The 26,151-nt window shown below is 69.3% G+C and carries 27 protein-coding genes; 20 read left to right on the plus strand and 7 right to left on the minus strand.

Features of this window, described 5'->3' with window-relative positions:
* Window positions 1-3: 3 nt before the first annotated feature.
* Complete coding sequence (gene glyQ / locus HF203_RS05305; protein WP_168667364.1) at window positions 4-909, minus strand: glycine--tRNA ligase subunit alpha; 906 nt, start codon at window positions 907-909, stop codon at window positions 4-6.
* 440 nt (window positions 910-1,349) lie between these two features.
* Between glyQ and HF203_RS05310 the strand changes: the two genes are divergently transcribed.
* From HF203_RS05310 to HF203_RS05335, 6 genes are all read left to right on the plus strand, one after another.
* Window positions 1,350-2,507: a cation diffusion facilitator family transporter gene (locus HF203_RS05310; RefSeq protein WP_168667366.1), complete on the plus strand. Its 1,158-nt coding sequence runs from the start codon at window positions 1,350-1,352 to the stop codon at window positions 2,505-2,507.
* A gap of 539 nt (window positions 2,508-3,046) precedes the next feature.
* A complete protein-coding gene (gene glnA, locus HF203_RS05315; RefSeq protein WP_168667368.1) occupies window positions 3,047-4,453 on the plus strand; it encodes a glutamate--ammonia ligase in 1,407 nt (468 codons plus the stop codon).
* A gap of 113 nt (window positions 4,454-4,566) precedes the next feature.
* Complete coding sequence (locus tag HF203_RS05320; protein WP_168667370.1) at window positions 4,567-5,088, plus strand: DUF4124 domain-containing protein; 522 nt, start codon at window positions 4,567-4,569, stop codon at window positions 5,086-5,088.
* A 118-nt stretch (window positions 5,089-5,206) separates the two neighbouring features.
* Window positions 5,207-6,289, plus strand: a complete 1,083-nt coding sequence (gene glnL, locus HF203_RS05325; RefSeq protein WP_168667372.1) for a nitrogen regulation protein NR(II) — start codon at window positions 5,207-5,209, stop codon at window positions 6,287-6,289.
* 90 nt (window positions 6,290-6,379) lie between these two features.
* The gene (gene ntrC / locus HF203_RS05330) at window positions 6,380-7,819 is read left to right on the plus strand and encodes a nitrogen regulation protein NR(I) (RefSeq protein WP_168667374.1); all 1,440 of its coding nucleotides are present in this window, start codon (window positions 6,380-6,382) and stop codon (window positions 7,817-7,819) included.
* Between the two features lie 91 nt (window positions 7,820-7,910).
* Complete coding sequence (locus HF203_RS05335) at window positions 7,911-8,318, plus strand: hypothetical protein (RefSeq protein WP_168667376.1); 408 nt, start codon at window positions 7,911-7,913, stop codon at window positions 8,316-8,318.
* A gap of 50 nt (window positions 8,319-8,368) precedes the next feature.
* On the opposite strand, the gene HF203_RS05340 is transcribed toward HF203_RS05335, so the two are convergent.
* The gene (locus tag HF203_RS05340; protein ID WP_168667378.1) at window positions 8,369-8,593 is read right to left on the minus strand and encodes a hypothetical protein; all 225 of its coding nucleotides are present in this window, start codon (window positions 8,591-8,593) and stop codon (window positions 8,369-8,371) included.
* A 187-nt stretch (window positions 8,594-8,780) separates the two neighbouring features.
* On the opposite strand from HF203_RS05340, the gene HF203_RS05345 reads away from it, so the two are divergent.
* Window positions 8,781-9,251: a tRNA (cytidine(34)-2'-O)-methyltransferase gene (locus tag HF203_RS05345; protein ID WP_168667380.1), complete on the plus strand. Its 471-nt coding sequence runs from the start codon at window positions 8,781-8,783 to the stop codon at window positions 9,249-9,251.
* A 41-nt stretch (window positions 9,252-9,292) separates the two neighbouring features.
* Here the strand turns inward: HF203_RS05345 and HF203_RS05350 are convergent, their stop codons facing one another.
* From HF203_RS05350 to HF203_RS05365, 4 genes are all read right to left on the minus strand, one after another.
* Window positions 9,293-10,303, minus strand: a complete 1,011-nt coding sequence (locus tag HF203_RS05350) for an NAD(P)H-dependent glycerol-3-phosphate dehydrogenase (protein ID WP_168667382.1) — start codon at window positions 10,301-10,303, stop codon at window positions 9,293-9,295.
* Entirely contained in the window at window positions 10,300-10,791 is a 492-nt protein-coding gene (gene secB / locus HF203_RS05355) for a protein-export chaperone SecB (RefSeq protein ID WP_168667384.1), read from the minus strand. The genes HF203_RS05350 and secB overlap by 4 nt, the downstream gene beginning before the upstream one ends.
* Window positions 10,792-10,937: 146 nt before the next feature.
* On the minus strand, window positions 10,938-11,375 hold the full coding sequence (locus HF203_RS05360) for a rhodanese-like domain-containing protein (RefSeq protein WP_168667386.1): 438 nt from the start codon (window positions 11,373-11,375) through the stop codon (window positions 10,938-10,940).
* A 156-nt stretch (window positions 11,376-11,531) separates the two neighbouring features.
* Window positions 11,532-11,894 carry an ArsR/SmtB family transcription factor gene (locus HF203_RS05365; RefSeq protein WP_168667388.1) on the minus strand — a complete coding sequence of 121 codons (363 nt, stop codon included), beginning with the start codon at window positions 11,892-11,894 and terminating at the stop codon, window positions 11,532-11,534.
* Window positions 11,895-12,069: 175 nt separating this feature from the next.
* Here HF203_RS05365 and HF203_RS05370 point away from each other — a divergent pair, with 175 nt between their 5' ends.
* The 12 genes from HF203_RS05370 (at window position 12,070) to HF203_RS05425 (ending at window position 24,155) form a co-directional block, all read left to right on the plus strand.
* Window positions 12,070-13,461 carry a murein hydrolase activator EnvC family protein gene (locus tag HF203_RS05370; protein ID WP_343043883.1) on the plus strand — a complete coding sequence of 464 codons (1,392 nt, stop codon included), beginning with the start codon at window positions 12,070-12,072 and terminating at the stop codon, window positions 13,459-13,461.
* Window positions 13,458-14,813 carry a S41 family peptidase gene (locus HF203_RS05375; RefSeq protein ID WP_210424645.1) on the plus strand — a complete coding sequence of 452 codons (1,356 nt, stop codon included), beginning with the start codon at window positions 13,458-13,460 and terminating at the stop codon, window positions 14,811-14,813. Before HF203_RS05370 ends, HF203_RS05375 begins: the two co-directional genes overlap by 4 nt.
* A 52-nt stretch (window positions 14,814-14,865) precedes the next feature.
* Entirely contained in the window at window positions 14,866-15,420 is a 555-nt protein-coding gene (locus tag HF203_RS05380) for a DJ-1 family glyoxalase III (protein WP_168667390.1), read from the plus strand.
* A gap of 56 nt (window positions 15,421-15,476) precedes the next feature.
* Window positions 15,477-16,523: an MraY family glycosyltransferase gene (locus tag HF203_RS05385; protein ID WP_168667392.1), complete on the plus strand. Its 1,047-nt coding sequence runs from the start codon at window positions 15,477-15,479 to the stop codon at window positions 16,521-16,523.
* Window positions 16,520-18,394 (plus strand): polysaccharide biosynthesis protein, encoded by a 1,875-nt coding sequence (locus tag HF203_RS05390; RefSeq protein ID WP_168667394.1) that lies wholly within the window; start codon window positions 16,520-16,522, stop codon window positions 18,392-18,394. Before HF203_RS05385 ends, HF203_RS05390 begins: the two co-directional genes overlap by 4 nt.
* Window positions 18,373-20,055 (plus strand): type II secretion system ATPase GspE, encoded by a 1,683-nt coding sequence (gene gspE, locus HF203_RS05395; protein WP_168667396.1) that lies wholly within the window; start codon window positions 18,373-18,375, stop codon window positions 20,053-20,055. The genes HF203_RS05390 and gspE overlap by 22 nt, the downstream gene beginning before the upstream one ends.
* 5 nt (window positions 20,056-20,060) lie before the next feature.
* Window positions 20,061-21,269 carry a type II secretion system F family protein gene (locus tag HF203_RS05400; RefSeq protein ID WP_168667398.1) on the plus strand — a complete coding sequence of 403 codons (1,209 nt, stop codon included), beginning with the start codon at window positions 20,061-20,063 and terminating at the stop codon, window positions 21,267-21,269.
* A 77-nt stretch (window positions 21,270-21,346) separates the two neighbouring features.
* On the plus strand, window positions 21,347-21,772 hold the full coding sequence (gspG, locus tag HF203_RS05405; protein ID WP_168667400.1) for a type II secretion system major pseudopilin GspG: 426 nt from the start codon (window positions 21,347-21,349) through the stop codon (window positions 21,770-21,772).
* 4 nt (window positions 21,773-21,776) lie between these two features.
* Complete coding sequence (locus HF203_RS05410) at window positions 21,777-22,232, plus strand: GspH/FimT family pseudopilin (protein ID WP_168667402.1); 456 nt, start codon at window positions 21,777-21,779, stop codon at window positions 22,230-22,232.
* Window positions 22,229-22,621 carry a prepilin-type N-terminal cleavage/methylation domain-containing protein gene (locus tag HF203_RS05415; protein WP_168667404.1) on the plus strand — a complete coding sequence of 131 codons (393 nt, stop codon included), beginning with the start codon at window positions 22,229-22,231 and terminating at the stop codon, window positions 22,619-22,621. Before HF203_RS05410 ends, HF203_RS05415 begins: the two co-directional genes overlap by 4 nt.
* Window positions 22,618-23,319 (plus strand): prepilin-type N-terminal cleavage/methylation domain-containing protein, encoded by a 702-nt coding sequence (locus HF203_RS05420; protein ID WP_168667406.1) that lies wholly within the window; start codon window positions 22,618-22,620, stop codon window positions 23,317-23,319. The genes HF203_RS05415 and HF203_RS05420 overlap by 4 nt, the downstream gene beginning before the upstream one ends.
* Entirely contained in the window at window positions 23,316-24,155 is an 840-nt protein-coding gene (locus tag HF203_RS05425; RefSeq protein WP_168667408.1) for a type II secretion system minor pseudopilin, read from the plus strand. Before HF203_RS05420 ends, HF203_RS05425 begins: the two co-directional genes overlap by 4 nt.
* A gap of 11 nt (window positions 24,156-24,166) precedes the next feature.
* On the opposite strand, the gene HF203_RS05430 is transcribed toward HF203_RS05425, so the two are convergent.
* Window positions 24,167-24,778, minus strand: coding sequence for a hypothetical protein (locus HF203_RS05430; RefSeq protein ID WP_168667410.1), 612 nt, complete (start codon window positions 24,776-24,778; stop codon window positions 24,167-24,169).
* 311 nt (window positions 24,779-25,089) lie between these two features.
* Between HF203_RS05430 and HF203_RS05435 the strand changes: the two genes are divergently transcribed.
* Complete coding sequence (locus HF203_RS05435; RefSeq protein WP_168667412.1) at window positions 25,090-26,151, plus strand: pilus assembly protein PilM; 1,062 nt, start codon at window positions 25,090-25,092, stop codon at window positions 26,149-26,151.

Here is a 26,151-nt window from a genome sequence, read left to right on the forward strand (position 1 = left end):
CCCTCACTGTGCCAGCATCGGGAAGCCAAGCGCCTCCCGGCTCTCGTAATAGGTCTTGGCGACCGCGCGCGACAGCGCCCGTACTCGCAGGATGAAGCGCTGGCGCTCGGTCACCGAGATCGCCCCGCGGGCGTCGAGCAGGTTGAAGGTGTGCGAGGCCTTGAGCATTTGCTCGTAGGCCGGCAACGGCAGGCCGCGCTCGATGAGCTGGTTGCTGACCCGTTCGCAGGTGTCGAACTGGGCGAACAGCGCGTCGGTGTCGGCGATCTCGAAGTTGTAGGTCGACTGCTCGACCTCGTTCTGGTGGAAGACGTCGCCATAGGTGACGATGCCCGCCGGGGTGCGACTCCACACCAGGTCGTAGACGCTCTCGACGCCCTGCAGGTACATGGCGATGCGCTCGAGCCCGTAGGTGATCTCGCCGGTGACCGGGCGACAGTCGATGCCGCCGACCTGCTGGAAGTAGGTGAACTGGGTCACCTCCATGCCGTTGAGCCAGACCTCCCAGCCGAGCCCCCAGGCGCCGAGCGTGGGCGACTCCCAGTTGTCCTCGACGAAGCGGATGTCGTGCTCCAGCGGGTCGATGCCGAGCCGGCGCAGCGAGTCGAGATAGAGTTCCTGGATGTTCTCCGGCGAGGGCTTGAGCGCGACCTGAAACTGGTAGTAGTGCTGCAGCCGGTTGGGGTTCTCGCCGTAGCGCCCATCGGTGGGACGGCGCGAGGGCTGGACATAGGCGCTGCGCCACGGCTCGGGGCCGATCGAGCGCAGGAAGGTGGCGGGGTGGAAGGTCCCCGCGCCCACTTCCATGTCATAGGGTTGGACGACGACGCACCCGAGATCGGCCCAGTAGCGTTCGAGCGCGAAGATCAGGCCCTGGAAGGTCGAGAGGTCCTCGGATTGGAGTGACAAGGCGGGCTCCTTGGGATCGGGGCGGTTGACGTAAACGCGGAATTATATCGGCTCGGGTCGCTGGCGCGCCAATGGGGTTGATCGGCCAGCCGCCGGTTTAGGAGACTGAACCGCCAAGACGCCAAGGACGCAAAGATGTGTGAGTCGCCAGCCGTCAGCCTCCAGCTGCCGCAGACATGCTGCCACGGGCGGCTGGAGAGCAATCGCTGTAAGCGCTTTCCCGCTTTGTGTCCTTGGCGTCTTGGCGGTTCGAATTAGCTTCCAGCGATCAGCTTCCAGCCTCCAGTCGGCGAGGCTGGTGTGCATGATCGGCGATTGACGGGCAAGACGGTATCTTGGCGGTTCAACCTTCTGGCGGCTGATGCGACCCGCCGCTGTCGCTTATACTGGGGCGCCGTCGGCCTGGACCCGGTCGGCGCAATCTGCGGAAGCCCCTAGTCGTGACCCTTGATCAACACAGTGCCGATGCCCGTCGCGAGGCCGTGACCCGGACCGCCGTAGTCGGGGCCGTGCTCAATCTGGTGCTGGCAGCGGTGAAGATCGCCGCCGGTTGGTTCGGGCACTCGCAGGCGCTGGTCGCCGACGGTCTGCACTCGCTCTCCGATCTGCTCTCCGATGCCCTGGTGCTGGTCGCCGGGCGTCAGGCCCATCAGGGGCCGGACCAGGAGCACCCTTACGGCCATGCGCGCTACGAGACGGTCGCCACCCTCGTGCTCGGCTTTCTGTTGCTGGCGGTGGCCATCGGCATCGGCTGGGACGCGGTCGAGCGGCTGTTCAGCCCCGAGGAGCTGCTGCGTCCCGATCTGCTCGCGCTCGGTGCCACCCTGGTCTCGATCCTGGTCAAGGAGTGGCTCTACTGGTGGACCCTGGCCCATGCCAAGCGGGTGCGCTCCGACCTGTTGCGTGCCAACGCCTGGCACCATCGCTCGGACTCGGTCTCCTCGGTGGTGGTGCTGGTGGGGATCGCCGGCACCATGGCCGGGTTACCCTATCTCGATGCCATTGCCGCGGTGGTGGTGGCGTTGATGATCGCCAAGATCGCGTGGGAGCTTGGTTGGGAGGCGGTCAGCGAGCTGGTCGATACCGGTTTGCAGGGGGAACAGCTCACGGCGGTCAAGCAGACCATCCGCTCGGTCGGCGGGGTGCGAGACATCCACATGCTGCGCACCCGTCGCTCCGGTGGCCAGGCCTCGGTCGATGTACATGTCCTGGTCGACCCCTACGTCAGTGTCTCCGAGGGCCACATGATCAGTGTCCTGGTCGAGCGGCGCCTCAAGCGCGAGATCGACGAGGTCGCCGATGTCACCGTGCACATCGACCCCGAGGACGACGAGCACGTCTCCGCCTGCTATCTGTTGCCGCTGCGTGCCGAGGCGCTGGCGCGCCTGGCCTCGGCCTGGTCGGCGATCCCCGAGGCCACCGCTCGTCAGCGCGTACTGCTGCACTACCTCGATGGGGCGATCGAGGTGGAGGTGTACTTCCCGCTCGTTGCCGGTCTGCGCCAGGGGGCCGATCCCGAACGGTTGCGGAGGCGCTTGACCGAGGCGCTGGCCGATGACCCGTTGTTTCGGCGGGTGCGGATCTTCTTTGGTGACTGATCTGCGCTTTTTTGGTGCAATTTATGATCGGCTTGTTTCTTTTTGGTGCGTTCCCTTCTCGGTGGTGATGTGCCGGCCGAGGATGTGTGGGTGGCGCGGGTGTTGGCGGTTGGGGCATCGCACCGTGCGCCTGTCGCCTTGCAATCCCCGTCCGGCCAAGTGCTTGTGGTAACGCACCATGATCTGTTCGCGCCTCGTTCGGGGGTGTCGCAGGGTGGTCCATGGCGACTGCCCTGAATCCTGGCTTGCTCATTGCATGCTTTGTCATATCGGGCGGCGTGGTACGGCCCGTCGCCTGTCGGAACGGTCGCGGTGACGACCCGCTGCGTACCTCGAGAGAGGGCGCGTGAACCGGGTCGCTCAGAATTCTGCACAGCTTGGTGGCGCTGCCGCCAAGCCGTGCGGCGCGAGCGGTGACCTGTTAGGCTGCAGCGCCGGATGGCGCGCGCTGACCCTCGCCAGCGCAAGCCCGTGCATCGCTCGGCCGACCACGCCTTATCCGTATCTAGATCACAGCACTCAGCACTGGAGACGTTCGAATGACAACCGATGTCATGAAGATGATGAAAGAGAACGAAGTCACCTTCGTCGATCTGCGCTTTACCGATACCCGCGGCAAGGAGCAGCACGTCTCCATGCCGGCGAATATGATCGACGAGGACGCCTTCAAGGAAGGCAAGATGTTCGACGGTTCCTCGATCGCCGGCTGGAAGGGCATCGAGGCCTCGGACATGGTGCTGATGCCCGATCCCACGACCGCGGTGATGGACCCCTTCACCGAGGAGAGCACCCTCATCATCCGCTGTGACATCCTCGAGCCCGATACCATGATCGGCTACGAGCGTGATCCGCGTTCGGTGGCCAAGCGTGCCGAGGCCTATCTGAAGTCCACCGGCATCGCCGACACCGCCTTCTTCGGTCCCGAGCCCGAGTTCTTCGTGCTCGACGACGTGCGTTGGGGCTCGGACATGAGCGGCGCCTTCTACAAGATCGACTCCGAGGAGGCCGGCTGGAACTCCGAGCGGGTGTTCAGCGACGGCAACATGGGCCATCGTCCCAAGGTCAAGGGCGGTTACTTCCCGGTGCCCCCGGTCGATGCGCTCAACGACCTGCGCGTGGCCATGTGTCTGACCCTCGAGGAGATGGGCGTCGGCGTCGAGGTTCACCACCACGAGGTCGCCACCGCCGGCCAGTGCGAGATCGGCACCAAGTTCGACACCCTGGTCAAGCGTGCCGACGCCAACCAGATCCTCAAGTACGTGGTGCAGAATGTCGCCCATGCCTACGGCAAGACCGCGACCTTCATGCCCAAGCCGCTGGTTGGTGACAACGGCAGTGGCATGCATGTCCACCAGTCGCTGGCCAAGGACGGGCAGAACCTGTTCGCCGGCGACAAGTACGGCGGCCTGTCCGACATGGCCCTCTACTACATCGGCGGCATCATCAAGCACGCGCGTGCGCTCAACGCCCTGACCAACGCCTCGACCAATTCCTACAAGCGCCTGGTCCCGGGTTTCGAGGCGCCGGTGATGCTTGCCTACTCGGCGCGCAACCGCTCGGCCTCGATTCGCATCCCGCATTGCCCCAGCCCCAAGGGCCGTCGTGTCGAGGTGCGCTTCCCCGACGCCACCGGCAACCCCTATCTGTCGTTCTCGGCAATGATGCTCGCCGGCCTCGACGGCATCATGAACAAGATCCACCCCGGCGATGCCATGGACAAGGATCTCTACGACCTGCCGCGTGAAGAGGCCAAGTCGATCCCGACCGTCAGCTCCTCGCTGGCGATGGCGCTCGAGAACCTCGACCGTGACCGTGAGTTCCTCACCGTTGGCGGCGTGTTCACCGATGACCTCATCGACAGCTACATCAACCTCAAGATGGATGAGGTCACGCGTCTGCGCATGACCACCCACCCGGTCGAGTTCGACATGTACTACAGCCTCTGATCGGCTGTCGCGATCGCGCGGGGCCCGCGCGATCGCACGTGGCGCAGGGATGCGTCCACCGGCGTCGTCGCGCCTCGCTTGAGCGCCCCCCGACGCTGGATTATGCTTCGGCCATGATCCGGTCGACACTGTTGCTCCTGCTTGCGCTGTCGCCCTGCCTGCTCGCCCAGGCCGGTGTCTACCGCTGGGTCGATGCCGAGGGTCGGGTACACTTCTCCGATCGCCCGGGCGCCGATGTCCAGGCGCTCGATCTCGGTGTGGCGCGCTCGGTCGCCACGGATCCTGCTGATAATGCCCCCGCACCTGCCGCGCCAGCGTTCCCCTTCACTGGTCCCTACTCACGTTTCGAGATCCGTTCGCCCGCCGCCGATGCACGCCTGGAACGTGCCCGTGCCGGTCTCGCCGTGGTGCTCGAACTCGAGCCCGGATTGGCGCCCGGTCACCGGTTGGTGATGGTGCTCGATGGTCTGGAGACGGTGATCGAGGCCGGGGCCACGCGCTTCGCCCTCGAGGGCGTGTCCTTCGGCGCGCACCGCTTGGAGGTGTTGATCCGTGATGCCGAGGGCGCCCTGGTGGCACGCACCCCGACACACGCCTTCATGTTGCAGCGCCAGGTCCCGCCTGGCGAACTCTGACCTCGTCCCTGCTCCTGCCACTGCTCTGGCCTGGCTTTTGCTAATCTATCGTCGGCTCTCGGGACCCGCTCCCGCCCATGGTCGCGGATGACCTCACTCAGTCGGCAGATGGATCCACATGACAGCTCAAACCATCGACACGCGCTCGCTGGAGCGGACGATCCTCGATCACGTCAACATGGCGGTGCTGCTGTTCGATCAGGACCTGCGGCTCGAGTACCTCAATCCCGCCGCCGAGATCCTCTTCGAGGCCAGTGCCCGACACCTGCTCGGCCAGACCGCCGCCGACCTGCTGCCCTGCCCGGAAGGCCGAGTCGAGGCCCGGCTGGTGGCGGCGCTGTGCTCACGCCACCCCTTCACCGAGCGTGAGATCAACGTCACCGTGGCCGACGGACGCACCAAAACGGTGAACTGCACCGTCCAACCGATGCATCATTGTGGTGCGGACGAGGGGGTGCTGGTCGAGCTTTATCAGGTCGATCGTCAGTTGCGCATCACTCGCGAGGAGCACCTGCTCACCCAGCATCGTGCCACCCAGGCGCTGATCCGCGGCCTCGCTCACGAGATCAAGAACCCGCTCGGCGGGCTGCGCGGCGCGGCCCAGCTACTCGAGCAGGAGCTGCCCGACCCGGCGTTGTGCGAATACACCCGCATCATCATCGATGAGGCCGACCGGCTGCAGTCACTGGTCGATCGCATGCTCGGTCCCAATCGCCTGCCCCAGCGTGAGGCGCTCAACATCCACGACGTGCTCGAGCACGTGCGCGGGCTGATCCTCGCCGAGTTCCCGCGTGGTCCCGAGGTGGTGCGCGACTACGACCCCAGCATCCCCGACCTGATGGCCGACGGCGATCGCCTGATCCAGGCCTTCCTCAACCTCGCGCGCAATGCCGCCACCGCCACCGGTGGTGAGGGCCGGGTCGAGCTGCGTACCCGGGTGCTGCGCCAGTTCACCATCGGCAATCGCCGCTATCGCTTGGTGCTGCAGGCCCAGGTGCGCGACGATGGCCCCGGTATCGCCGAGGACATCCGCGACAAGATCTTCTTCCCCATGGTCTCGGGCAAGCAGGGTGGGACCGGGCTGGGGCTACCCATCGCACAGGAACTCATCAACCAGCACGGCGGACTCATCGAGTGCGAGAGCCGGCCGGGCGAGACGGTGTTCTTCGTCTATCTGCCGCTGGAGTCGGAGCATGCATAGGAACCTGCAGTCATCCCCCCCGTCACCCACCGCTGCCGGTAGACGCCGGTACTGCCCGTGGCATGCCGTCGGCATGCGGGGGGAGCGGTGATGGTGAACGGCCTCGAGCGCGGCAAGCGCGAGCCCCGGGTCTGGGTGATCGACGACGATCGCTCGATTCGCTGGGTACTCGAACGGGCGCTCCGCAAGGCGCAGATGCACGTCACCTGCTTCTCCAACGGGGTTGGGGTGATGGAGGCGCTGGCGCGCGATCAGCCCGATGTCATCCTCTCCGACATCCGCATGCCGGGGATCGACGGGCTCGATCTGCTCGAGCAGGTCTCGGGACGTTATCCCGGGTTGCCGGTGATCATCATGACCGCGCACTCGGATCTCGACAGCGCCGTTTCCGCCTTCCATGGTGGTGCCTTCGAGTACCTGCCCAAGCCCTTCGATCTCGACGAGGCGGTGGCGCAGGTCAGCCGTGCCTGTCGGCGCGGCCGCGAGGAGCGCCAGGAAGAGGTCCCGCGTCCGGAGGGACCCGACATCATCGGCGAGGCACCGGCGATGCAGGAGGTCTTTCGTGCCATCGGTCGGTTGGCGCGCTCCAACATCACGGTGTTGATCAATGGCGAATCGGGGACCGGCAAGGAGCTAGTGGCCCACGCCCTGCACCGCCACAGCCCGCGTAGCGAGCGTCCGTTCATCGCCCTCAACATGGCCGCGATCCCTCGTGATCTGCTCGAATCCGAGCTCTTCGGTCACGAGCGCGGTGCCTTCACCGGTGCCCAGGCGCGGCGCGAGGGGCGCTTCGAGCAGGCCGACGGCGGTACCCTGTTCCTCGACGAGATCGGCGACATGCCCGCCGAGCTGCAGACCCGGCTGCTGCGGGTGCTCGCCGATGGCGAGTTCTATCGCGTTGGCGGGGTGGCGCCGATCAAGGTCGACGTGCGCATCATCGCCGCCACCCACCAGGACCTCGAGTCGCTGGTGCGCGAAGGCCGCTTTCGTGAGGATCTGTTCCATCGGCTCAACGTCATCCGTATCCACCTGCCGGCGTTGCGCGATCGACGCGAGGACATCGGCCTGCTGATGCGCCACTTCCTCGCGCAGGCGGCGCGTGAGCTGAGCTGCGAACCCAAGGTGCTGATGCAGGGGGCGATCGATCGGCTCGAGCAGCTCGACTGGCCGGGCAACGTGCGCCAGCTCGAGAACACCGCGCGCTGGCTCACGGTGATGGCCTCGGGCAAGCACATCCATGCCGAGGACCTGCCCGCAGAACTCAGCGCCTCACTGGCCCAGGAACCGCGTGAACGTTCCTGGGAGGCGGTACTCTGCCGCTGGGCCCGGCAACGGTTACAGCAGGGTGAGCACGGGCTGCTCGACGAGGCGCTGCCGGCCTTCGAGCAGGTCCTCATCCAGTGCGCCCTCGAACACACCGGGGGCCGCCGCCAGGAGGCGGCTCGGCTGCTCGGGTGGGGGCGTAACACCCTGACCCGCAAGATCAAGGAACTCGGGCTCGAGAGCGAGTCCGGGAGCGGGCTGGACTGAGCCCCGGGTTTGGCTTGCGTGGCGGGTGTCGCGACACTCTGGTCGAGGAGACCTGGGCTCATCGACCGGGCATGACGATGGAGGGCGTCGGGTGGACAGTATCAGTATCGATCTCAAGGGTACGACGGTCGATGCCGTCGAGCAGCGCGGGGGGCAACTGCGGATTCATTTCTCGCGCACCTATCAGCTCAAGACCATGACCGGTTCGCGCGAGCGGACGCGCTGGTGGCAGGCCGGCGCCCTGGTGTTCTCAGGGGTGGGCTCCGAGGTCGTAGTACCGCCCCGGGGGGAGCTGTGCTGCTGTGGTGGCGAGCTGGAGGACAATCTCTATGTCTATCGCGACATGATCCCGGTGCCCTTCGAGAGCCGCGGGCGGGTGGGGTGCCGTCTGGAGTTCGAGGGGCTGGATACGCCGCTGGTGGTCCGGGGCGAGGCGGTGCAGCTTGAACTCGAGGGGGTTGCGCGCTACATCGAGCACCTGCGCCCGGAGACGGGCTGAGCGCGATCGCGCCGGGGCGATGGCCCCGGTCGATGCCGGGGCCGTTCGGGTCAGAGTCGGGAGGAGCCGACGATCTCGTGGGCGAGGTCGACGACGCGGTTGGCCATCGTCATGTAGGCGTCGCGATAATTGGCTAGCAGTCCTTCCTTGGCACCCCAGTAGTCCTTGCCTGAGACACCGTGTTCGTGTTCGTAGTCGATGAACTGCTGCTGCATCTCTGCCATCTTCTCGATCAGCGCTTGCTTCTCTGCTTTCAGCGCGGCGATGTCACTCATGGACCTGTCCCCCACTATGGCGTGAGCCGTCTCCGACGGCGAATTTAGCAAATGCCGAAATCTTAATATATCATGCCCCGCGCCCTTGGACGTGGCACGAAACCCCGCGATGTCGCGTGGATATGCGCCCGTCCATGAAGGGTTTTCCGCGTCGCTCCACCCCCTCCTGCAACGAGTCCCGCCCGCAATGTTCGATATCATCCTCTATGAGCCCGAGATCCCGCCCAACACCGGTAATGCGATTCGACTGAGTGCCAATGCCGGCGCCCGGCTGCACCTGATCGAACCGCTGGGCTTCACCCTGGAGGACAGCAAGCTGCGCCGCGCCGGGCTCGATTATCACGAGTGGGCCGAGGTGCGCGTACACGCGACGCTGGAGGCCTGTCTCGAACAGCTCGCCCCGCGCCGGCTGTTCGCCCTCACCAGTCATGGTCAGGTGCCCTATACCGAGCCCGACTACCAGCCGGGCGACGCGCTGCTCTTCGGCCCGGAGACCCGGGGGCTACCGCGCGCGCGCATCGAGGCGCTGCCCGAGTCGCAGCGGCTCTACATCCCGATGCGACCGGGCAATCGCAGTCTCAATCTCTCCAACGCGGTTGCGGTGGTGGTGTTCGAGGCCTGGCGCCAGCAGGGGTTCGCCGGCGCCGCACCACGCTGAGGCAGGCCCCCGGAGCGCGCATGCGGTCCGGGGGGAGAGGGTCAGTGGAACTCGGGCTTGGGCTCGCGCTCGAGCAAGGCCTGGGTCGCCTGTGCCGGCGAGACCCCGGCGTGGAGTACCAGATAGACCTGTTCGCTGATCGGCATGTCGATGCCGAGGCGCTGGGCCAGGCCGTGGATCGCCTTGGCGGTGAGCACGCCCTCGACCTCCTGGCCGATGCGCGTCCGCGCCGCCTCGATGCTCTCGCCTGCGGCTAGCGCCAGTCCCATGCGCCGGTTGCGTGATTGGTCGTCGGTGCAGGTGAGCACCAGATCGCCCATCCCCGCCAGCCCCATGAAGGTCTCGGGGCGCCCGCCGAGCGCCTGGCCGAGCCGGATCAACTCGGCCAGTCCGCGGGTGATCAGCGCCGCGCGGGTGTTGGCGCCGAAGCCGAGTCCGTCGGCGATGCCGGTGGCGATCGCCAGCACGTTCTTCGCCGCGCCGCAGATCTCGACCCCGACCATGTCGCTGCTGGTATAGGCGCGAAAGCGCCCGCCGTGGAGCAGACCGGCGACGTGCTGGGCGAAGGGCTCGCGCTCGGCGGCGACGGTGACCGCCGTCGGCAGGCCGTCGCCGACCTCTCGTGCGAAGCTCGGTCCCGAGACCACCGCCAGGGGACGCTCGCCGAGCAGCTCCTGCGCGACCTGATGGAGCAACAGGTTGCTACCTGGGTCCAGCCCCTTGGTCGCCCAGGCGACACCGAAACCGGTGGGCAGGTGGGCGGCGAGCTGACCGGCGACGGTGCGGAAGGCGTGGCTCGGTACCACCACCAGGCAGTCGCTGGCATCGGCCAGGGCGTCGGTGAGTGAGGCGGTGGGGATCAGTCCCGTAGGCAGTGCTACGCCGGGGAGGAACTGACGGTTCTCGCGGTCGCGTTCCAGGGCCGCGATCTGTTCCGGCTCATGGCTCCAGAGCCGCACCTGGTGACCATTGGCCACCAGCTGCAGCGCCAGCGCCGTGCCCCAGGAGCCGGCGCCGATGACCGCAATCCGGGCGCTGGCAGGGGCGTTCAATGCTGGACCGCCTCGGCCGGCTCGGTGCCGTCCTGCTGGGCCTCCTGTTGGGCGCGCTGCTGGTGCTGGGCGAAGAGCATGTCGAAGTTGACGTGCTGCAGCACCAGCTGCGGGAAGCTGCCCTTGACCACCAGGTCGGAGACCACCTCACGAGCGTAGGGGAAGAGCAGGCTGGGGCAGTAGGCGCCGAGCATCGGACCGAGCTCCTGCTCGGGGAAGCCGGCGATGTTGAAGATACCGGCCTGCTGCACCTCGACGATGAAGACGGTCTTGTCCTCGATCTTGACGGTGACCGTGACCTCGAGCACGACCTCGTAGAAGTGTTCACCGAGGTCGTTGATCTTGGTGTTGAGGTTGAGCTGGTGCTTCGGGGTGCCCTGGTTGCGGAAGATTTCGGGGGCGTTGGGGGACTCGAAGGAGACGTCCTTGACATAGACGCGCTGGACGGAGAAGTGACGCTCGGGGGGCTGCTGTTGATTGTCGGCCATGCCGCGTTTCCTGTGTCTGGTGGTGTGCCCGGCGCCGCTGTCGGCAGCGGGCAACGGGAGCGGATCGGGGCCAGCGCGGCTGCACTGGACTCGGGTGACGGCGCCCGCGCGGGTGCGGGCCGACCGGGCCCGCCGCGCGGCGGGGCTCAGCGCTTCTTCTTGTTGCCGCGGGCCAGCGGCAGGCTCGCCGCCTCCCAGGCCATGATGCCGCCGCGGAGGTTGTAGACCTCCTCGAAGCCGTCCTTGCGCAGCTGGGTGCAGGCCATCAGCGATTGCGAGCCGGAGCGGCAGTTGACGATGATCGGCTTGCCCTTGTGCTTGGCAATGCTGGCGAGCTGATTCTTGAAGCCGTTCATGGGGATATTGATGGCGTTGAGGATGTGGCCCTTGGCGAAATCGGCCGCGGGACGCACGTCGATCACCACCGCGTCTCGGCGGTTGATCATCTCGGTGGCGGCGAGCGGCTCGACGCTGCCCTTGCTGCCGACGATCAGGTTGTGGATGAGCAACCCGAGGATGACGACGAGCGCCAGGAACAGGAGCCAATGGTTGCCCACGAACTGGACGAGCTGGTCTAGCGACATCGCGATGCAGTCTCACATGAATGTTGGCGCGCCGCTCGCGTGCTGTCCGCCGCGCCGACCTGGTCGGGGTGCGGCGGCGAGGTCGCGCGAACAGGCGCTGGTGCAAAGGGGCCCCGAGTATAAGGAGCCGTGGCGGCGGGCGTCACCCCATGGGGGTCAGCGCACGTGCTGGCAGAAGACCTCGCGCATCATCCCGATCAGCTGCAGGGTGCGGCCGTCGCTGACACGATAGTAGACACGGTTGGCATCCTTGCGCGAGGCCAGGATACCCTTGTCGCGCAGGATCGCCAGGTGCTGGGAGATGTTGCTCTGCGAGGTGCCGACCTGATCGACGATCTCCTGCACGCTCACCTCCTGCTCGCCGAGTGTGCACAGGATCTTCAGCCGCAGCGGGTGCGACATCGCCTTGAGTGAACGCGAAGCGCGTTCGATATCCGCATCGTCGGCGAACAGGTCGAGTGGCTCGGAGCCGGCGGCGTTGAGGATCGGGGAAGGAGACTGGCTCAGCTTGCTCACCATCGTGATCGTGTCTAATCAATGTTTCACCATAAGATGATAAACGCTTTGCCGGCCAAGCGCGACGCGGTAGGCTCGCGTGCCCGCCGCCGCTGATGGACGATGGGCGTGGGGTGGCGGTGCCACCGCTGATGTCGGCACCAAGGGGTCTGATCGAGTGTTGAATGCCGTGTCCTGCGTGCGCCATTCGTGCCTGTCGTGGCTGGGTCTGTGCTCGGTGCTGCTGTTCGCGCCCGCGGCCATGGCCGACCCCGACCCCGTGCTCGATGCCCGTCAGCGTGATCTGGTCGAGATCGAGCGCGAGGTCGAGCGCCTTGGTGAGGCGTTGGCCGACCAGCAGCGCGATCGCCGCGAGCTGATCACCGCCCTCGAGCGTCACGAGCGCGAGATCGCCGAGCTCGTCCTTGCCGAGCGTGAACTCGCGCGCCAGCTGGCGCTGCAGCGTGAACGTGCGGCGGCGCTGGCCGAGCGCCGTGCCCAGGCCCGCGCCGGGCTCGATGCCGAACTCGGCGATCTCGCCGAGCTGGTGCGTACCGCCCACGTCGTCGGGCGTGCCGATCGGTTGCGACTGCTGCTCAATCAGGAGGACCCGGTGCGCGCCGGGCGGGTGCTGTCCTACTTCGCCTATCTCAATCGTGATCGGGTGCGACGTATCGAGGCGGTTCGCGGCGAGATCGCGCGCCTTGCCGCCCTCGCCACCGCCGCCGCTGAGCAGGCCGCGCGCCTGGCCGAACTCGTCGCCGCGCAGCGCGAGACCCGTGCCCAACTCGAGACCGTTCAGACCGAGCGCGAGGCCGTCCTCGGCGCGCTGGAGACGGCGATCGCCGCGCGGCGTGACGATATCGCCGCGCGTCGCGCCGATGCCGAGGCGCTGCGCCGGCTCATCGAGCACCTGCGCCAACGCGCTGCCATCCAGGCCGAGCTTGAGATCCGTCGCGACCCCTTTGCCGCGCGCAAGGGCCGGCTGATCTGGCCGCTGCTCGAGGGACGGGTGCTGGCGCGCTTCGGCAGTCGCAAGGCCGACTCCGAACTGCGCTGGGACGGCGTGCTGCTCGCCGCCGAGGCCGGCGAGGAGGTGCGCGTGGTCTACGATGGGCGGGTGGTCTATGCCGACTGGCTGCGAGGCTTCGGGCTGCTGCTGGTGATCGAGCACGGTGATGGCTTCATGAGCCTCTATGGCCACAACCAGGCCCTGACCAAGGAGGTCGGCGAGTGGGTGGGGGCCGGCGAGGTGGTCGCGCTCAGCGGCACCAGCGGTGGTCGCGCCCGTCCGGCGCTCTACTTCGCCATCCGGCATGACGGCAAGCCGCAGGACCCGCTGCAATGGTGTCGGCGACCGGCAGGGCGCAGCGGCGCGCATCTGGCCACTCCGTCTGCGCCGCTGGCCGGGAACATGGCCGTGTCGGTGTCGTCCAAGCGGGCGATGGCGTCGTGCCCGGCGCGCGGCTGTCGCGAGCCGCTGTTGATGGGTGCGGAAACATGCGATCCTTACGCCATCAGGGATGTCCGCGGTGCGCCGGTCGGCCGCCGCGTCGCCGAATCCATCGCTCGAGAGATTCCCACCTCATGATGATCATGTCTCGCCCGCTCGCCCTGACCCTGGGGCTGTTGCTCGTCGCCGTTTCCAGCCCGTCCGTCGCCGTGCCGCCCGCTGCCGTCACCGATGTTGCCGGGGCCGAGGAGGGCGAGGCGCTACCGCTTGACGAGCTGCGCACCTTCGCCGAGGTCTTCGGTCGCATCAAGAGCGACTATGTCGAATCGGTCGCCGATGGCGAGCTGCTCGAGAGCGCCATCCGCGGCATGCTCGCCGGGCTCGATCCGCACTCGGCCTATCTCGATGCCGAGGAGTATCGCGACCTGCGGGTCGGCACCAGCGGTGAGTTCGGCGGCCTCGGCATCGAGGTCGGTATGGAGGACGGCTTCGTCAAGGTGATCGCGCCGATCGACGACACCCCGGCACAGCGCGCCGGGTTGCGTGCCGGCGACCTGATCGTGCGCATCGATCACAAGCCGGTGAAGGGGATGACCCTCAACGATGCCGTCGAGCTGATGCGCGGTGAGCCCGGCACCGAGATCGAGCTGACGCTGATGCGCGAGGGTGAGGAGGCGCCGCTGGAGCTGACCCTGGAGCGCGCCATCATCCAGGTCGAGAGCGTCAGGAGCCGGGTGCTCGAGCCTGGTTACGGCTATGTCCGTATCGCTCACTTCCAGTCGCGCACCGCCGAGGACATGATCGCGGCGATCGAGACACTGAAGGCGGCCGAGACCCCGCTCGCGGGGCTGGTGCTCGACCTGCGCAACAACCCCGGCGGGGTGCTCAACAGCGCTGTCGGGGTGAGCGACGCCTTTCTCACCGGTGGGCTGATCGTCTATACCCAGGGGCGCGACCCGAGCAGCCGGCTCGACTTCAACGCCGGTCCCGACGACGTCCTCGAGGGCGCGCCCCTGGTGGTGCTGGTCAACGGGGGCAGTGCCTCGGCCTCGGAGATCGTCGCCGGGGCGCTGCAGGATCAGCGCCGTGCCATCGTCATGGGTGCCCAGACCTTCGGCAAGGGCTCGGTGCAGACCATCGTCCCGGTCGACGACGAGACCGCGCTCAAGCTCACCACGGCACGCTACTACACCCCCTCGGGGCGCTCGATCCAGGCCCAGGGGATCAGCCCCGACATCCTGCTCGAACGCGGCGAGTTCCGCCCCCTCGCCGGTGCCTCGGTGGCGCCGCTCAAGGAGGCCGACCTGGTGCGCCACCTCGATGACCAGGGGGACGGTGACGCGGTGCCCGTCGAGGAGGAGGCCGACGTCGAGGGCGAGGCGCTCGAGGAGCAGGTCGTGCCGCTGCGCGCCCGCGACGACTACCAGCTGCTCGAGGCGCTCAACGTGCTCAAGGGGGTCAACATCCTCCGACGGACACACCCCGACTGAGTGTGTTTACGTCCCTATCGTTCCACCCACTACAGCCCACAGGAGTCAAGCCATGCCCAGGGTACTCGTCCCGCTCGCCGAAGGCCTCGAGGAGCTCGAGGCGGTGACCATCATCGATCTGCTGCGCCGCGGTGAGGTCGAGGTGGTGACGGCCGCACTCGGCGCCCGCGAGGTCACCGCCAGCCACGGTACCGTGCTGGTGGCCGACACCACCCTCGATGCGGTTGCCGATGAGTCGTTCGACATGGTGGTGCTGCCCGGTGGCCTGCCCGGCGCCGATCATCTCGACCAGGACCCACGGGTACGCGCCCTGCTCGAGCGTCACCACGCCGCCGGCGCCTATACCGCCGCGATCTGCGCCGCGCCCAAGGCGCTGGCCAGCCTCGGGTTGCTCGACGAGCGGCGTGCCACCCACTATCCGGGCGCGCTCAATGCCGCCGACTTCCCCCGTGCCGAGCTGGTCGACGCCCCGGTGGTGATCGACGGCACCGTGGTCACCGGCCGTGGCCCCGGAACCGCGATGGACTTCGCCCTGGAACTGCTCGAGCTGCTGCAGGGCAGCGAGCGGCGCACCCAGGTCGAGACCGGGCTGGCGCGCGCCGGCTAAACCCCCGACCCTAACCGCGCCCGGCGCGCCGGGCGCCGATCCCGAACGACCCCGTGATGATCCCACAGACCTCGATCCTCGCCGCGGCGGTGCTCGTCGCCCCGCTCCTCAGCGCGCTCGCCACGCGCTGGCTGTCTGCGCGCGCCGGTACCCGGTTCGGCGCGCTCGACGTCCCCAACGCCCGCTCGCTGCACAGCGCGCCGGTGCCCCGTACCGGCGGCCTGGCGGTGCTGCTGGGGCTGGCGTTGCCGCTGCTCGCGCTCGCCGTGCTGGGGCAGGTGCCGGGCACGCTCGGCTGGATCGCGCTGGCGCTGGTGCCGGTGGCGGTGGTCGCCTTCGTCGACGACCTCGGCGAGGTCGCGCCGCGCTGGCGGCTGCTCGCCCAGGTGCTCGGCGCGCTGGTGCTGATCGCCGCCGGGCTGCGCTGGGGCGTGGTCGAGCTGCCCGGGGTGGCGTGGGCGCTGCCGCTGGTCGCGAGCCTGCCGCTGACCCTGCTGGCGGTGGTGTGGATGACCAATCTCTACAACTTCATGGACGGCATGGACGGGCTGGCGGCGAGCATGACCCTGTTCGGCTTCGGCGCCCTGGCGCTGCTCGGCTGGAACGGCGGCGAGCCGGGCTATGCCGCCGTCGCCGGTTGCGTGGCCGGCGCCGGCGCCGGTTTCCTCAGCGGCAACTTCCCGCCGGCGCGGATCTTCCTCGGTGACGTCGGCTCGGCCTCGCTGGGGCTGCTGGCGGCGGCCCTGGCGCTGTGGGGGGCACAGCTCGGGCTGTTCCCGCTGTGGGTGGCGCTGCTCGCCTTCTCGCCCTTCGTGGTCGATGCCACCTGGACCCTGCTCGCACGGCTCGCGCGCGGCGAGCGGGTGTGGCAGGCGCATCGCTCGCACCACTACCAGCGCCTGGTGCTCGCCGGCTGGTCGCACCGCCGCACCCTGCTGCGCGCCCAGCTGCTGATGGCCGCCGCCAGCGCCTGCGCGGTCGCCGCGCCGGGGCTGGTGGCGCGCGATCAGTGGCTGGTGATCGGTGCCTGGTGCGCGATCTATCTGCTGGTGCACCTCAAGGTCGGGCTGGTCGAGCGCGCCGCTGCGGGGGCGCGCGCATGAACCCGGTGCTCGACCGGCTGCGCTCGCGCACCGCCGCCTTCGCCCACGATCTCGTCACCATCCCCGCGGCCTGGCTGCTGGCCTACTGGCTGCGCTTCAACCTCGGCGAGATCCCCCCCGAGTTCCTCGCCGGGGCGCTGCAGGCGCTGCCCTGGGTGATGCTGGTGCAGGGCAGCGTCTATTGGGCCTTCGGGCTCTATCGCGGGGTGTGGCGCTTCGCCTCGCTGCCGGACCTGATCCGTATCCTCAAGGCGGTGGTGGTCGGCTCGTTGCTGGTGATCGCGGTGCTCTTCATCGTCAACCGCTCGCTGGCGCTGCCGCGCTCGGTGCCAGTGATCTATCTCGGCCTGCAGCTGGCGCTGCTGGCCGGGCCGCGGTTGCTCTATCGCTGGCTCAAGGATCGCAAGCTCGACCTCTCCGGTGGTCAGCGGGTGCTGATCGTCGGTGCCGGGCGCGCCGGCGAGATGCTGGTGCGCGACATGCTGCGCGACCCGCGCCGCGCCTATGTCCCGATCGGCTTCCTCGACGACAAGCTGCGCCGCCAGGGCAGCGAGGTCCACGGTGTGCCGGTACTGGGGGCGACCTCGGCGTTGCCGGCGTTGGCCGCGCACCATGACATCGCCCTGGTGCTGCTGGCGGTGCCGAGCGCCGGGGCGCGGCAGATGCGCCGGCTGGTGGCGCTGTGCGAGCGCGCCGGGGTGGCCTTCCGCACCGTCCCCGAGCTGGCCAGTCTGATGCGTGGCGAGGTCAGCATCGGTCAGCTGCGCCCGGTGTCGATCGAGGATCTGCTCGGTCGCGACCCGGTGCGGCTCGATTGGGACGGGATCTGCGCCGGGCTCTCGGGGCGGGCGATCCTGATCACCGGTGCCGGCGGTTCGATCGGCTCGGAGCTGGTGCGCCAGCTCGCCGGCGCTGTCCCCGAGCGGCTGATCCTGGTCGACAACTGTGAGTACAACCTCTACCGCATCGAGCTGGAGTTGCGTGAGCGCCACCCCGGGCTCGCCTTCTCGCGTCACCTGCTCGACGTCACCGACGCCACCGCGATCGATGCCCTGTTCGCCGTCGAGCGCCCGGCGATCGTCTTCCACGCCGCCGCCTACAAGCACGTGCCGATGCTCGAGGACCAGGTCGGGGTGGCGGTGCGCAATAACGTCGGCGGCACCCGGGTGGTGGCCGAGGCGGCCGTCGCCCATGCCTGCGAGCGCTTCGTGCTGATCTCCACCGACAAGGCGGTGCACCCGGCCAACGTGATGGGGGCGACCAAGCGCCTGGCCGAGGGGCTGTGCCAGCGCCTCGACCGCGTCGAGGGGTGTCGCTTCATCACCGTGCGCTTCGGCAACGTGCTCGGCTCGGCCGGCAGCGTGGTGCCGCTGTTCCGTCGCCAGCTCGAGCGGGGTGGTCCGCTCACCGTCACCCACCCCGAGATCGAACGCTTCTTCATGACCATCCCCGAGGCCTGCCAGTTGATCATGCAGGCGGCGACGATCGGCGCCGGCGGCGAGATCTTCGTCCTCGACATGGGCGAGCCGATCCGCATCGCCTATCTCGCCGAACAGATGATCCGGCTCGCCGGGCGCGAACCCGGGGTCGACGTGGCCATCGAGTACGTCGGCCTGCGCCCCGGCGAGAAGCTCTACGAGGAGCTGTTCTACGACGGCGAGGACCTGGTCGAGACCGCGCACCCGAAGATCCGCGCCGCGCGCGGCGCCGAGGTCGCGCTCGACCCGCGGCGCCTCGACGCGCTGTGTCGCAGCGCCGCCGCGGGCGACGAGCGCGCCGCCCGCGCGCTGCTGCAGGGGCTGTTGCCGGAGTGGCAGAGCCCGGTGATCGCGCCGGAGGACGCCCGCGCATGTCCGCCGCCGCCGAGCTGAGCGCGGCCGAGTCCGCGGTGCTGACGCGCCTGGCGCGCGCCGGCCGGCTCACCGAGCCCGATCTGGCGCGCGCCAGGCGCCTGGCCGAGGAGGGTGGCGAGGCGCTGCTGCCAATGCTGTTGCGTCTCGGGCTGGTGGCCGAGCGCGCGCTCGCCGAGGCGCTGGCCGCCGAGCTCGGGCTCGAGCTGGTCGAGCCCGAGCGCCTGCCGGTGGCGCCGGTGGCCGAGGAGCGCTTCACCCCGCGCTTTCTCAAGGATGCCCGGGTGCTACCGCTGGCCGAGCGCGATGGCGTGCTGGAGGTCGCCCTCGCCAACCCCGCCGACCCCTTCGTCGTCCAGGCGGTGCGTCTCGCCGCCGCCGGCCCGGTGCGTCTGGCCGTGGCGCGGGCGAGCGTGCTCGAACAGGCCTTCGAGCGGCTCTACGAGGCCCCCTCGGAGCCAGCCTCGGCACTGGAAGCGAGCGGCGAGATTGATGCCACCGACGTCGAGCAGCTCAAGGATCTGGCCAGCGAGGCCCCGGTGATCCGCATGGTCAACCTGCTGCTGCAGCGCGCCGTCGAGGCGCGCGCTTCGGACATCCATCTTGAGCCCTTCGCCGACCACCTGCGGGTGCGCTTTCGCGTCGACGGCGTGCTGCAGGCGGTCGAGGCGCCACCGCTACGTTCGAGCGCGGCGGTGATCTCGCGGGTCAAGATCATGGCGCGCCTCAACATCGCCGAGCGCCGTCTGCCGCAGGACGGTCGCATCCCGCTGCGGGTGCAGGGGCGTGAACTCGACCTGCGCGTCTCCACGGTGCCGACCCTGTTCGGCGAGAGCCTGGTGATCCGGCTGCTCGACAAGGAGCGGGTGCGCTTCGACCTCGATGCCCTCGGCTTTGACGGTGCGCTGCGCGCGCGGCTCGATCGGGTGCTCGAGCGCCCCTACGGCATCCTCCTGGTCACCGGGCCGACCGGCTCGGGCAAGAGCACCACCCTCTACACCCTGCTCGCGCGGCTCAACACCGAGTCGCGCAAGATCATCACCGTCGAGGACCCGGTCGAGTACCAGCTCGCCGGGATCAACCAGATCCCGGTGCGCCCGGCCATCGGCATGACCTTCGCCAGTGCACTGCGGGCGATCGTGCGTCAGGACCCGGATGTGATCATGGTCGGTGAGATGCGCGACCTGGAGACGGCGCGCATCGCGGTGCAGTCGGCGTTGACCGGCCATCTGGTGCTCTCCACCCTGCACACCAACGATGCCGCCAGCGGCGCCACCCGGCTGCTGGAGATGGGGATCGAGGACTATCTGCTGACCTCCACCGTCAACGGCATCCTCGCCCAGCGGCTGGTGCGCCGGCTCTGTCCCCACTGTCGCGCGCGCTATCGCGCCGACACCGAGCTGGCCGCGCGGCTCGGCCTCGCGCCGGACGCGCTCGACCTCCATCGCGCCGTCGGCTGCGACGCCTGTCGCGGCACCGGCTATCACGGCCGGCTGGTGATCGGTGAGCTGCTGTGCCTCTCCGAGACGATCCGTGCCGCCGTGCTCGATCACGCCGGGGCCACCGAGATCCGTCGCATCGCCCGCGCCGAGGGCATGACTACCTTGTTCGAGGACGGGGTGGCGAAGGCGCGCGCCGGGCTGACCAGCATCGAGGAGGTGCTGCGGGTGGCCGAGGACTGAGCGCGATGGCGCGCTTCCAGTTCCGCGCGGTCAGGATCGACGGCGAGACGCTCGACGGCGAGCGCGAGGCACCTGACCTGGCGGCGCTGCGCGCGCAGCTGCAGCGCGAGGGTCTGCTGGTGCTGGAGCTGCGCCCGGCCGGCGGGCTGCGGGCGCGGTTGCGCGCGCGTCGCCGCCGTCGGCTCGGGCGCGCCGAGGTCACCGCGCTGACCCGTCAGCTCGCCACCCTGCTGGAGTCGGGCATGGCCCTCGACCGCGCGCTGCAGGTCCTCATCGAACTGGCCGCCGAGGGGCCGACCACCCGGGTGCTCGGCGACCTGCAACAACGGGTGCGCGGTGGCGCGAGCTTCTCGGCAGCGCTCGCCGAGCAGGACGGTCAGTTCTCCAGGCTCTATGTCAGCATGGTGCGCGCCGGCGAGGCCGGCGGTGCACTCGATCGCGTGCTGGGGAGCCTGGCCGACTATCTCGAACGCGTCGCCGAGCTGCGCCAGGCGGTGATCTCGGCGCTGGTCTACCCGGCGATCCTGGTTGCGGTGGCGCTCCTGACGGTGGCCCTGCTGCTGATCTTCGTTGTCCCGCAGTTCGCCGGGCTGTTCGCCGACATGGGGGCAACCCTGCCGCGCTCGACCCGCATCCTCATCGGCCTCGGCGAGCTGCTGCGCGACCACTGGTGGGTGCTGCTCTGTCTGCCCGCGCCGATCGCCCTGGTGCTCGAACGCTGGCTGGAGGATCCGGCGCGGCGGGTGCGGTTCGACCGTCGCCTGCTCGGACTGCCGCTGGCCGGTACGCTGCTGTGGCGGCTGGAGACGGCGCGGCTCTGTCACACCCTCGCCACCCTGCTCGGCAATGGCCTGCCGCTGGCCGGCGCGCTCGACTTGGCCCGCGAGGTGGTGACCAACCGCGCGCTCGCCGAACGGCTCGAGGCCGCCGGCGACGAGCTGCGTCGCGGGCGTGGTCTGGCCGGTCCGTTGGCACGCCACCGGGCGCTGCCGCCGCTGGCGCTGCAGATGGTCCGGGTCGGCGAGGAGTCGGGCGGGCTGGAGTCGGTGCTGGCGAAGGTCGCGGCGATCTACGATCGCGAGGCCCGCGCCGCGGTGCAGCGTCTGCTCGCGTTGCTCGAACCGGCGCTGATCCTTGGGCTCGGGGTAGTGGTCGCCGGGATCATCCTCTCGATCCTCGGTGCCATCCTCGGCGCCAACGCCCTGGTGGCGTGAGGTCGACGCGGGCGTTTGCCCGTGCTTTCCCCGCCCCTCTAGAATGGCCTCCCCTTCATTCGCGTATCGGCATTGCCATGGATTCTCAGCGTTCGCACACTGACGGCTTCACCCTGATCGAACTGCTGGTGGTGCTCGCCATCCTCGGGCTGCTCGCTGGCGTGGTCGGCCCTCAGGTGATGAAGTTCCTCGACAGCTCCAAGAGCAAGACCGCCAAGCTGCAGATCGACAACCTTGCCGCCACCCTTGATCTCTATCGGCTCGAGGTCGGGCGCTATCCGAGCACCAGTGAGGGGCTCGAGGCGCTGGTGCGCAACACCGCCGGTCTCGACAGCTGGAACGGCCCCTACCTCACCCAGGGGGGAGTGCCCACCGACCCCTGGGGCAACCCCTATCACTACCGTTTCCCCGGCGAGCACGGCGGTTTCGACCTGTGGACCTTCGGCGCCGACAACCGCGAGGGCGGCGAGGGCGAGGGCGCCGACCTCCACAGCTGGGACTGAGCGCGTGCGCGCCGCTCGCGCGCCCGGCTTCACCCTGGTCGAACTCCTGGTGGTGCTGGCGATCCTCGGGCTGGTGCTTGCCGCGCTCCCCGGCGCCTTCACCGCCGCGCTGCCCGGGGTCGAGGCCAAGGCCGCGGCGCGGCGCACGGTGGCGGCGTTGCGCCTGACCCGCGAGCGGGCGATCCGCGAGGCCCGCGCCGAGGCGCTGCTGGTGCGCCCCGCCGCGCACCGGCTGGAGCCGCCGGGTGCGGCGCCGGTGCAGTTGCCGCGGCGTCTGGCGCTGCGTCTGGAGACGGCCCGCGGCGAGCTGGTCGGTGCGCGTGCCGGTGCCATCCGCTTCTTCCCTGACGGTAGTTCGAGCGGCGGGCGCATCGTGCTGAGCGCCGAGGGGCGTGGTTATCAGGTGGGGGTGCACTGGCTCACCGGGCAGGTGCGCATGGCCCCCTGGAGCGCGCCGTGAGCCGGGCGCGCGAGCGCGGTTTCTCGCTGCTCGAGGCGGTGGTCGCCTTCGCTATCCTCGCCCTTGCCCTCGGGGTGCTGTTGGAGATCTTCTCGCGTGCCTCGCTCGCCAGTCAGCGCGCGGCCATGTTGGCACGCGCCTCGGCCCTCGCCGAGTCGCGCCTGGCGCTGGTCGACGGCGGCGCCGTCGACCTCGTCCCCGGGGAGATCGAGGGCGGCGAGGCGGGGGGGATGCGCTGGAGCCTGGCGGTGATCCCGCTGGCGCGCGCCGGGCTCGCCGCCGGCGATCCCCAGCCCTACCGGGTCGAGGCGCGGGTGCGCTGGGACGAGGCCGGGCGCGAGCGTCGGCTGGTACTGCCCACTCAGCGTCTCGGTGCGCCGCGGCCATGAGCCTGGTCTCGCGCCGCCGCGTGCGCGGCTTCACCCTGCTCGAACTGTTGGTGGCGCTGGCGCTGCTCGGGCTGATCGCGACCCTGGTGTTCGCCGGGCTGCGCCTCGGCGCGCGCACCTGGGAGACGGTTGACGCGCGTGTCGAGGCGCTCGCTGAGCTGCGCGCGGTGCACGGCTTCGTCGGTCGCGCGCTGCGCCAGGGGCGGGCGTTGTCGTTGACTTCCGAGGACGGCGTGCACCCGGTGTTCGCTGGCGACGCCGAGCGTCTGGAGTGGGTCGCGCCCTTGTCGACCCATGTCGGCCTGCCCGGTCTGCATCTGCTGCGTCTGACCCGCGAGCGGGGTCCGCGCGGCGAGGCGCTGATGCTCACCCACTGGCTGTTCCACCCCGAGGTGCTCGCCGGCGCGTCCGGCACGCTGCCCTGGGTGGCGTTGGCCGATGGACCGCCCGCACCCGGCGCGCCGGGCGAGGCGCTGGACCTGGGTGAGGGCGCCTTCGGCCGGACCCTGCTGCTGGAGGGGCCGATGCGCTTCGAGCTGGCCTATTACGGCACCCGCGAGGGCGAGTCGGGTCCGGCCTGGCATCGCGACTGGCTGGCGCAGCCGCGCCCGCCGCGATTGGTGCGGATGCGGCTGCGCACCCCGGCGCTCGACTGGCCCGAGCTGGTGGTGGCGCTCGCCGATGAGGGGGCACGATGAGCGCGCCGCGTCAGCGCGGGGTGGCGCTGCTGTTGGTGCTCTGGGTGCTGGCGCTGCTGACGGTGATGGCCGCCGGGTTGACCGCTACCGGGCGCAGCGAGCTGGCGCTGGTCGACAACGCGCTCGCCGCCGCGCGCTTCCGCGCCGCCGCCGATGCCGCGCTCGCCGAGGTGGCGCTGCGCCTGACGCTGCCGCCGGGACGGCTCGACGGGCCGCTGTGGCGGGTCGACGCCACGCCCCATCCCTGGACCTTCGGCAGCGAGCGGCTGGAGGTCTGCATCCAGGATCTCGGCGGGCTGATCGATCTCAACCGCGCCGACCCGGCGCGGCTCACCGACCTGTTGCGGGTGCTCGGGGTCGAGCCGGGGCGGGCCGGACGGCTGGCGGCGGTGATCGTCGACTGGCGCGATGGCGATGCCCTGACCCGCGCGGGGGGCGCCGAGGACGTCGATTACCGCGCCCTGGGTCGCGCCTTCGGGGCCCGTGATGGCGACCTGCTGCTGGTCGACGAGCTGGCGCTGCTGCCGGGGATGACGCCCGAGCTGGTCGCGGCGCTGGCGCCGCTGACGCGGGTGACGGGTGACGCTGGCGGGATTACGCGCGCCTTCGCCCCGGCGGCGGTGCTCGCCGCGCTTGACGGTATCGGGCTGGAGCAGGCGCAAGCACTGCGAGCGGCGCGCGAGATCGATCCCAGGCTGCGCGGTGGGCCGAGCTACCGCGTCGAGGTGCGGGCGCGCGATGGCGGTTGGCGATTGCGGGCGCTGCTCGAACTCGGGGTCGATCCGTCACGTCCTTACCGCGTGCGTTGGCGACGCTATGCCTATCCCGGCCACTGATGCCGGGCGCCTCAGGTGCAGGGGGCGGTGAGCAGTTGCTCCAGGGCCGGGAGGTCGGCACCGCGCAGCGGGCGCTCGTCGACCGGGTCGAGCGGCGGCTGGCGCCGCGCCTGTGGTGGTAGCACGATCAGCTCGAAGGGTTGGTCGCCGGCGACGAAGCGGAAGGCGGGGTGCGCGGTGCGGGTGCCGCCGGGGTAGCGCAGGGTGCGTTCGCCCTCGTCCCAGGGGATGCCCTGATCGTGGAGACGGAAGAGCACGTCCTCGGGGCGCTCGGCATAGAGCAGCAGCTCGATGCCGAGGTTGGGATCGCCGACGCCCTGCAGCGCCGCGCCGACCAGCCGTGGTGAGAAGTCGGCGAGGTTGCGCATCGCCCCGGCGGCGGCCTCGCGCATCCGCTGCAGTCGCTGGGCGTCGGCCTCGCCCAGGAACAGCCGGCGCTGGGTCAGCAGCGCTGCCTGCACGGTCTCGTTGTCCGGCCAGTGGCGACGGTTGTGGATGCCGGTGCGGGTGGCGGCCTTGCGTCTGGCCCGGTCGAAGTCGGATCCTCCCTGCTCGATCATGATGCGCGCGGTCTCGTAGGCCATCCGCGCGCGCAGGGCGTCGCTACGCGCTCGTGCGGTCATCGCTCAACCTCTCTGGCTCGTTCGCCGATCCCGTGGTGGCGGGGTTGTGGACGATCACCGGGAGCGGGGCATCCCGCCCCGGGCTGCGTCGACCCTAGCATGGCCGCTGCCGGTGGCGGAAGTGTTGCGCCGAGGGCACCATTCGTGACGCCGCTCCGGTTGCGGCGGCGCTAAGCCCCTAATTGATCGGCCACAATCGCTGCTGGGCGGATGATTGCTCCCGAAAGGGCAAAATTTTGATATCTTTAAGGCCATTATCGTAGAAATCGGTTTACCCATATCGGGGCCGATGGCGTTGACGAGATCCCTGAATGTTCGGCCTTATTCGCAAGAACCGTACACTGATCGGTATCGATATCGGCTCAACCTCGGTGAAGCTCATCGAGCTCTCGCACGGTCACGCCGACGCGCCGAGTGGCCTGCGGGTCGAGCACTGTGCGCTCGAGCCGTTGCCGGCTAATGCCGTTGCCGAGAAGAAGATCGTCGAATCCGAGGCGGTGGGCGAGGCCATTGCCCGCGCGGTACGCCGCTCGGGTACCAACACCAAGCATGCGGCGGTGGCGGTGGCCGGCTCGGCGGTGATCACCAAGACGATCATGATGCCGGCGGGGCTCGATGACGCCGAGCTGGAGAGCCAGATCGCACTCGAGGCCGACCAGTACATTCCCTATCCGCTCGAGGAGGTCAATCTCGACTTCGAGGTCATCGGCCCCGCGCAGAGCGATCCGGGGATGGTCGAGGTGCTGCTCGCCGCCTCGCGCACGGAGAACGTCGATGACCGGGTCAATGCCCTCGAGACCGCCGGGCTGGTGCCGGCGATCGTCGATGTCGAGGCCTATGCCATGGAGAACGCCTGCGCCCTGTTGCTTGACGAGGGCGGGGGGGCGACCGTCGCCCTGGCCGATGTCGGCAGCGCCACCACCACCCTGCACGTGCTCCACGAGGGGCGTATCGTCTACACCCGCGAGCAGAATTTCGGGGGGCAGCAGCTGCGCGACGAGGTGCAACGACGCTACGGCTTCTCGCGTGAACAGGCGGCGCAGAAGATCCTCGACGGCGACGTCGCCGAGGGCTACGACATGGACGTGCTCGCCCCCTTCAAGGAGGCGTTGGCACAGCAGATCGGCCGGGCGCTGCAGTTCTTCTATTCGGGGACCAGCTACAGCAAGGTCGATCGGCTGGTGATCTCCGGTGGCGCGGCCTCGTTGCCACGGCTCGATCAGCTCGTCGGCGAGCGCCTGCGCATCCCGACCACCATAGCCAACCCCTTCGCGCGCATGGTCCTGGCGCCGACGCTCGACGCCCAGGCGTTGATGCGCGAGGCCCCGGGGATGATGCTCGCGCTCGGTCTGGCCCTACGGGGAGTGGACTAA

The sequence above is a fragment of the Marichromatium bheemlicum genome (genome assembly GCF_012276755.1).
Taxonomy (GTDB): Bacteria; Pseudomonadota; Gammaproteobacteria; order Chromatiales; family Chromatiaceae; genus Marichromatium; species Marichromatium bheemlicum.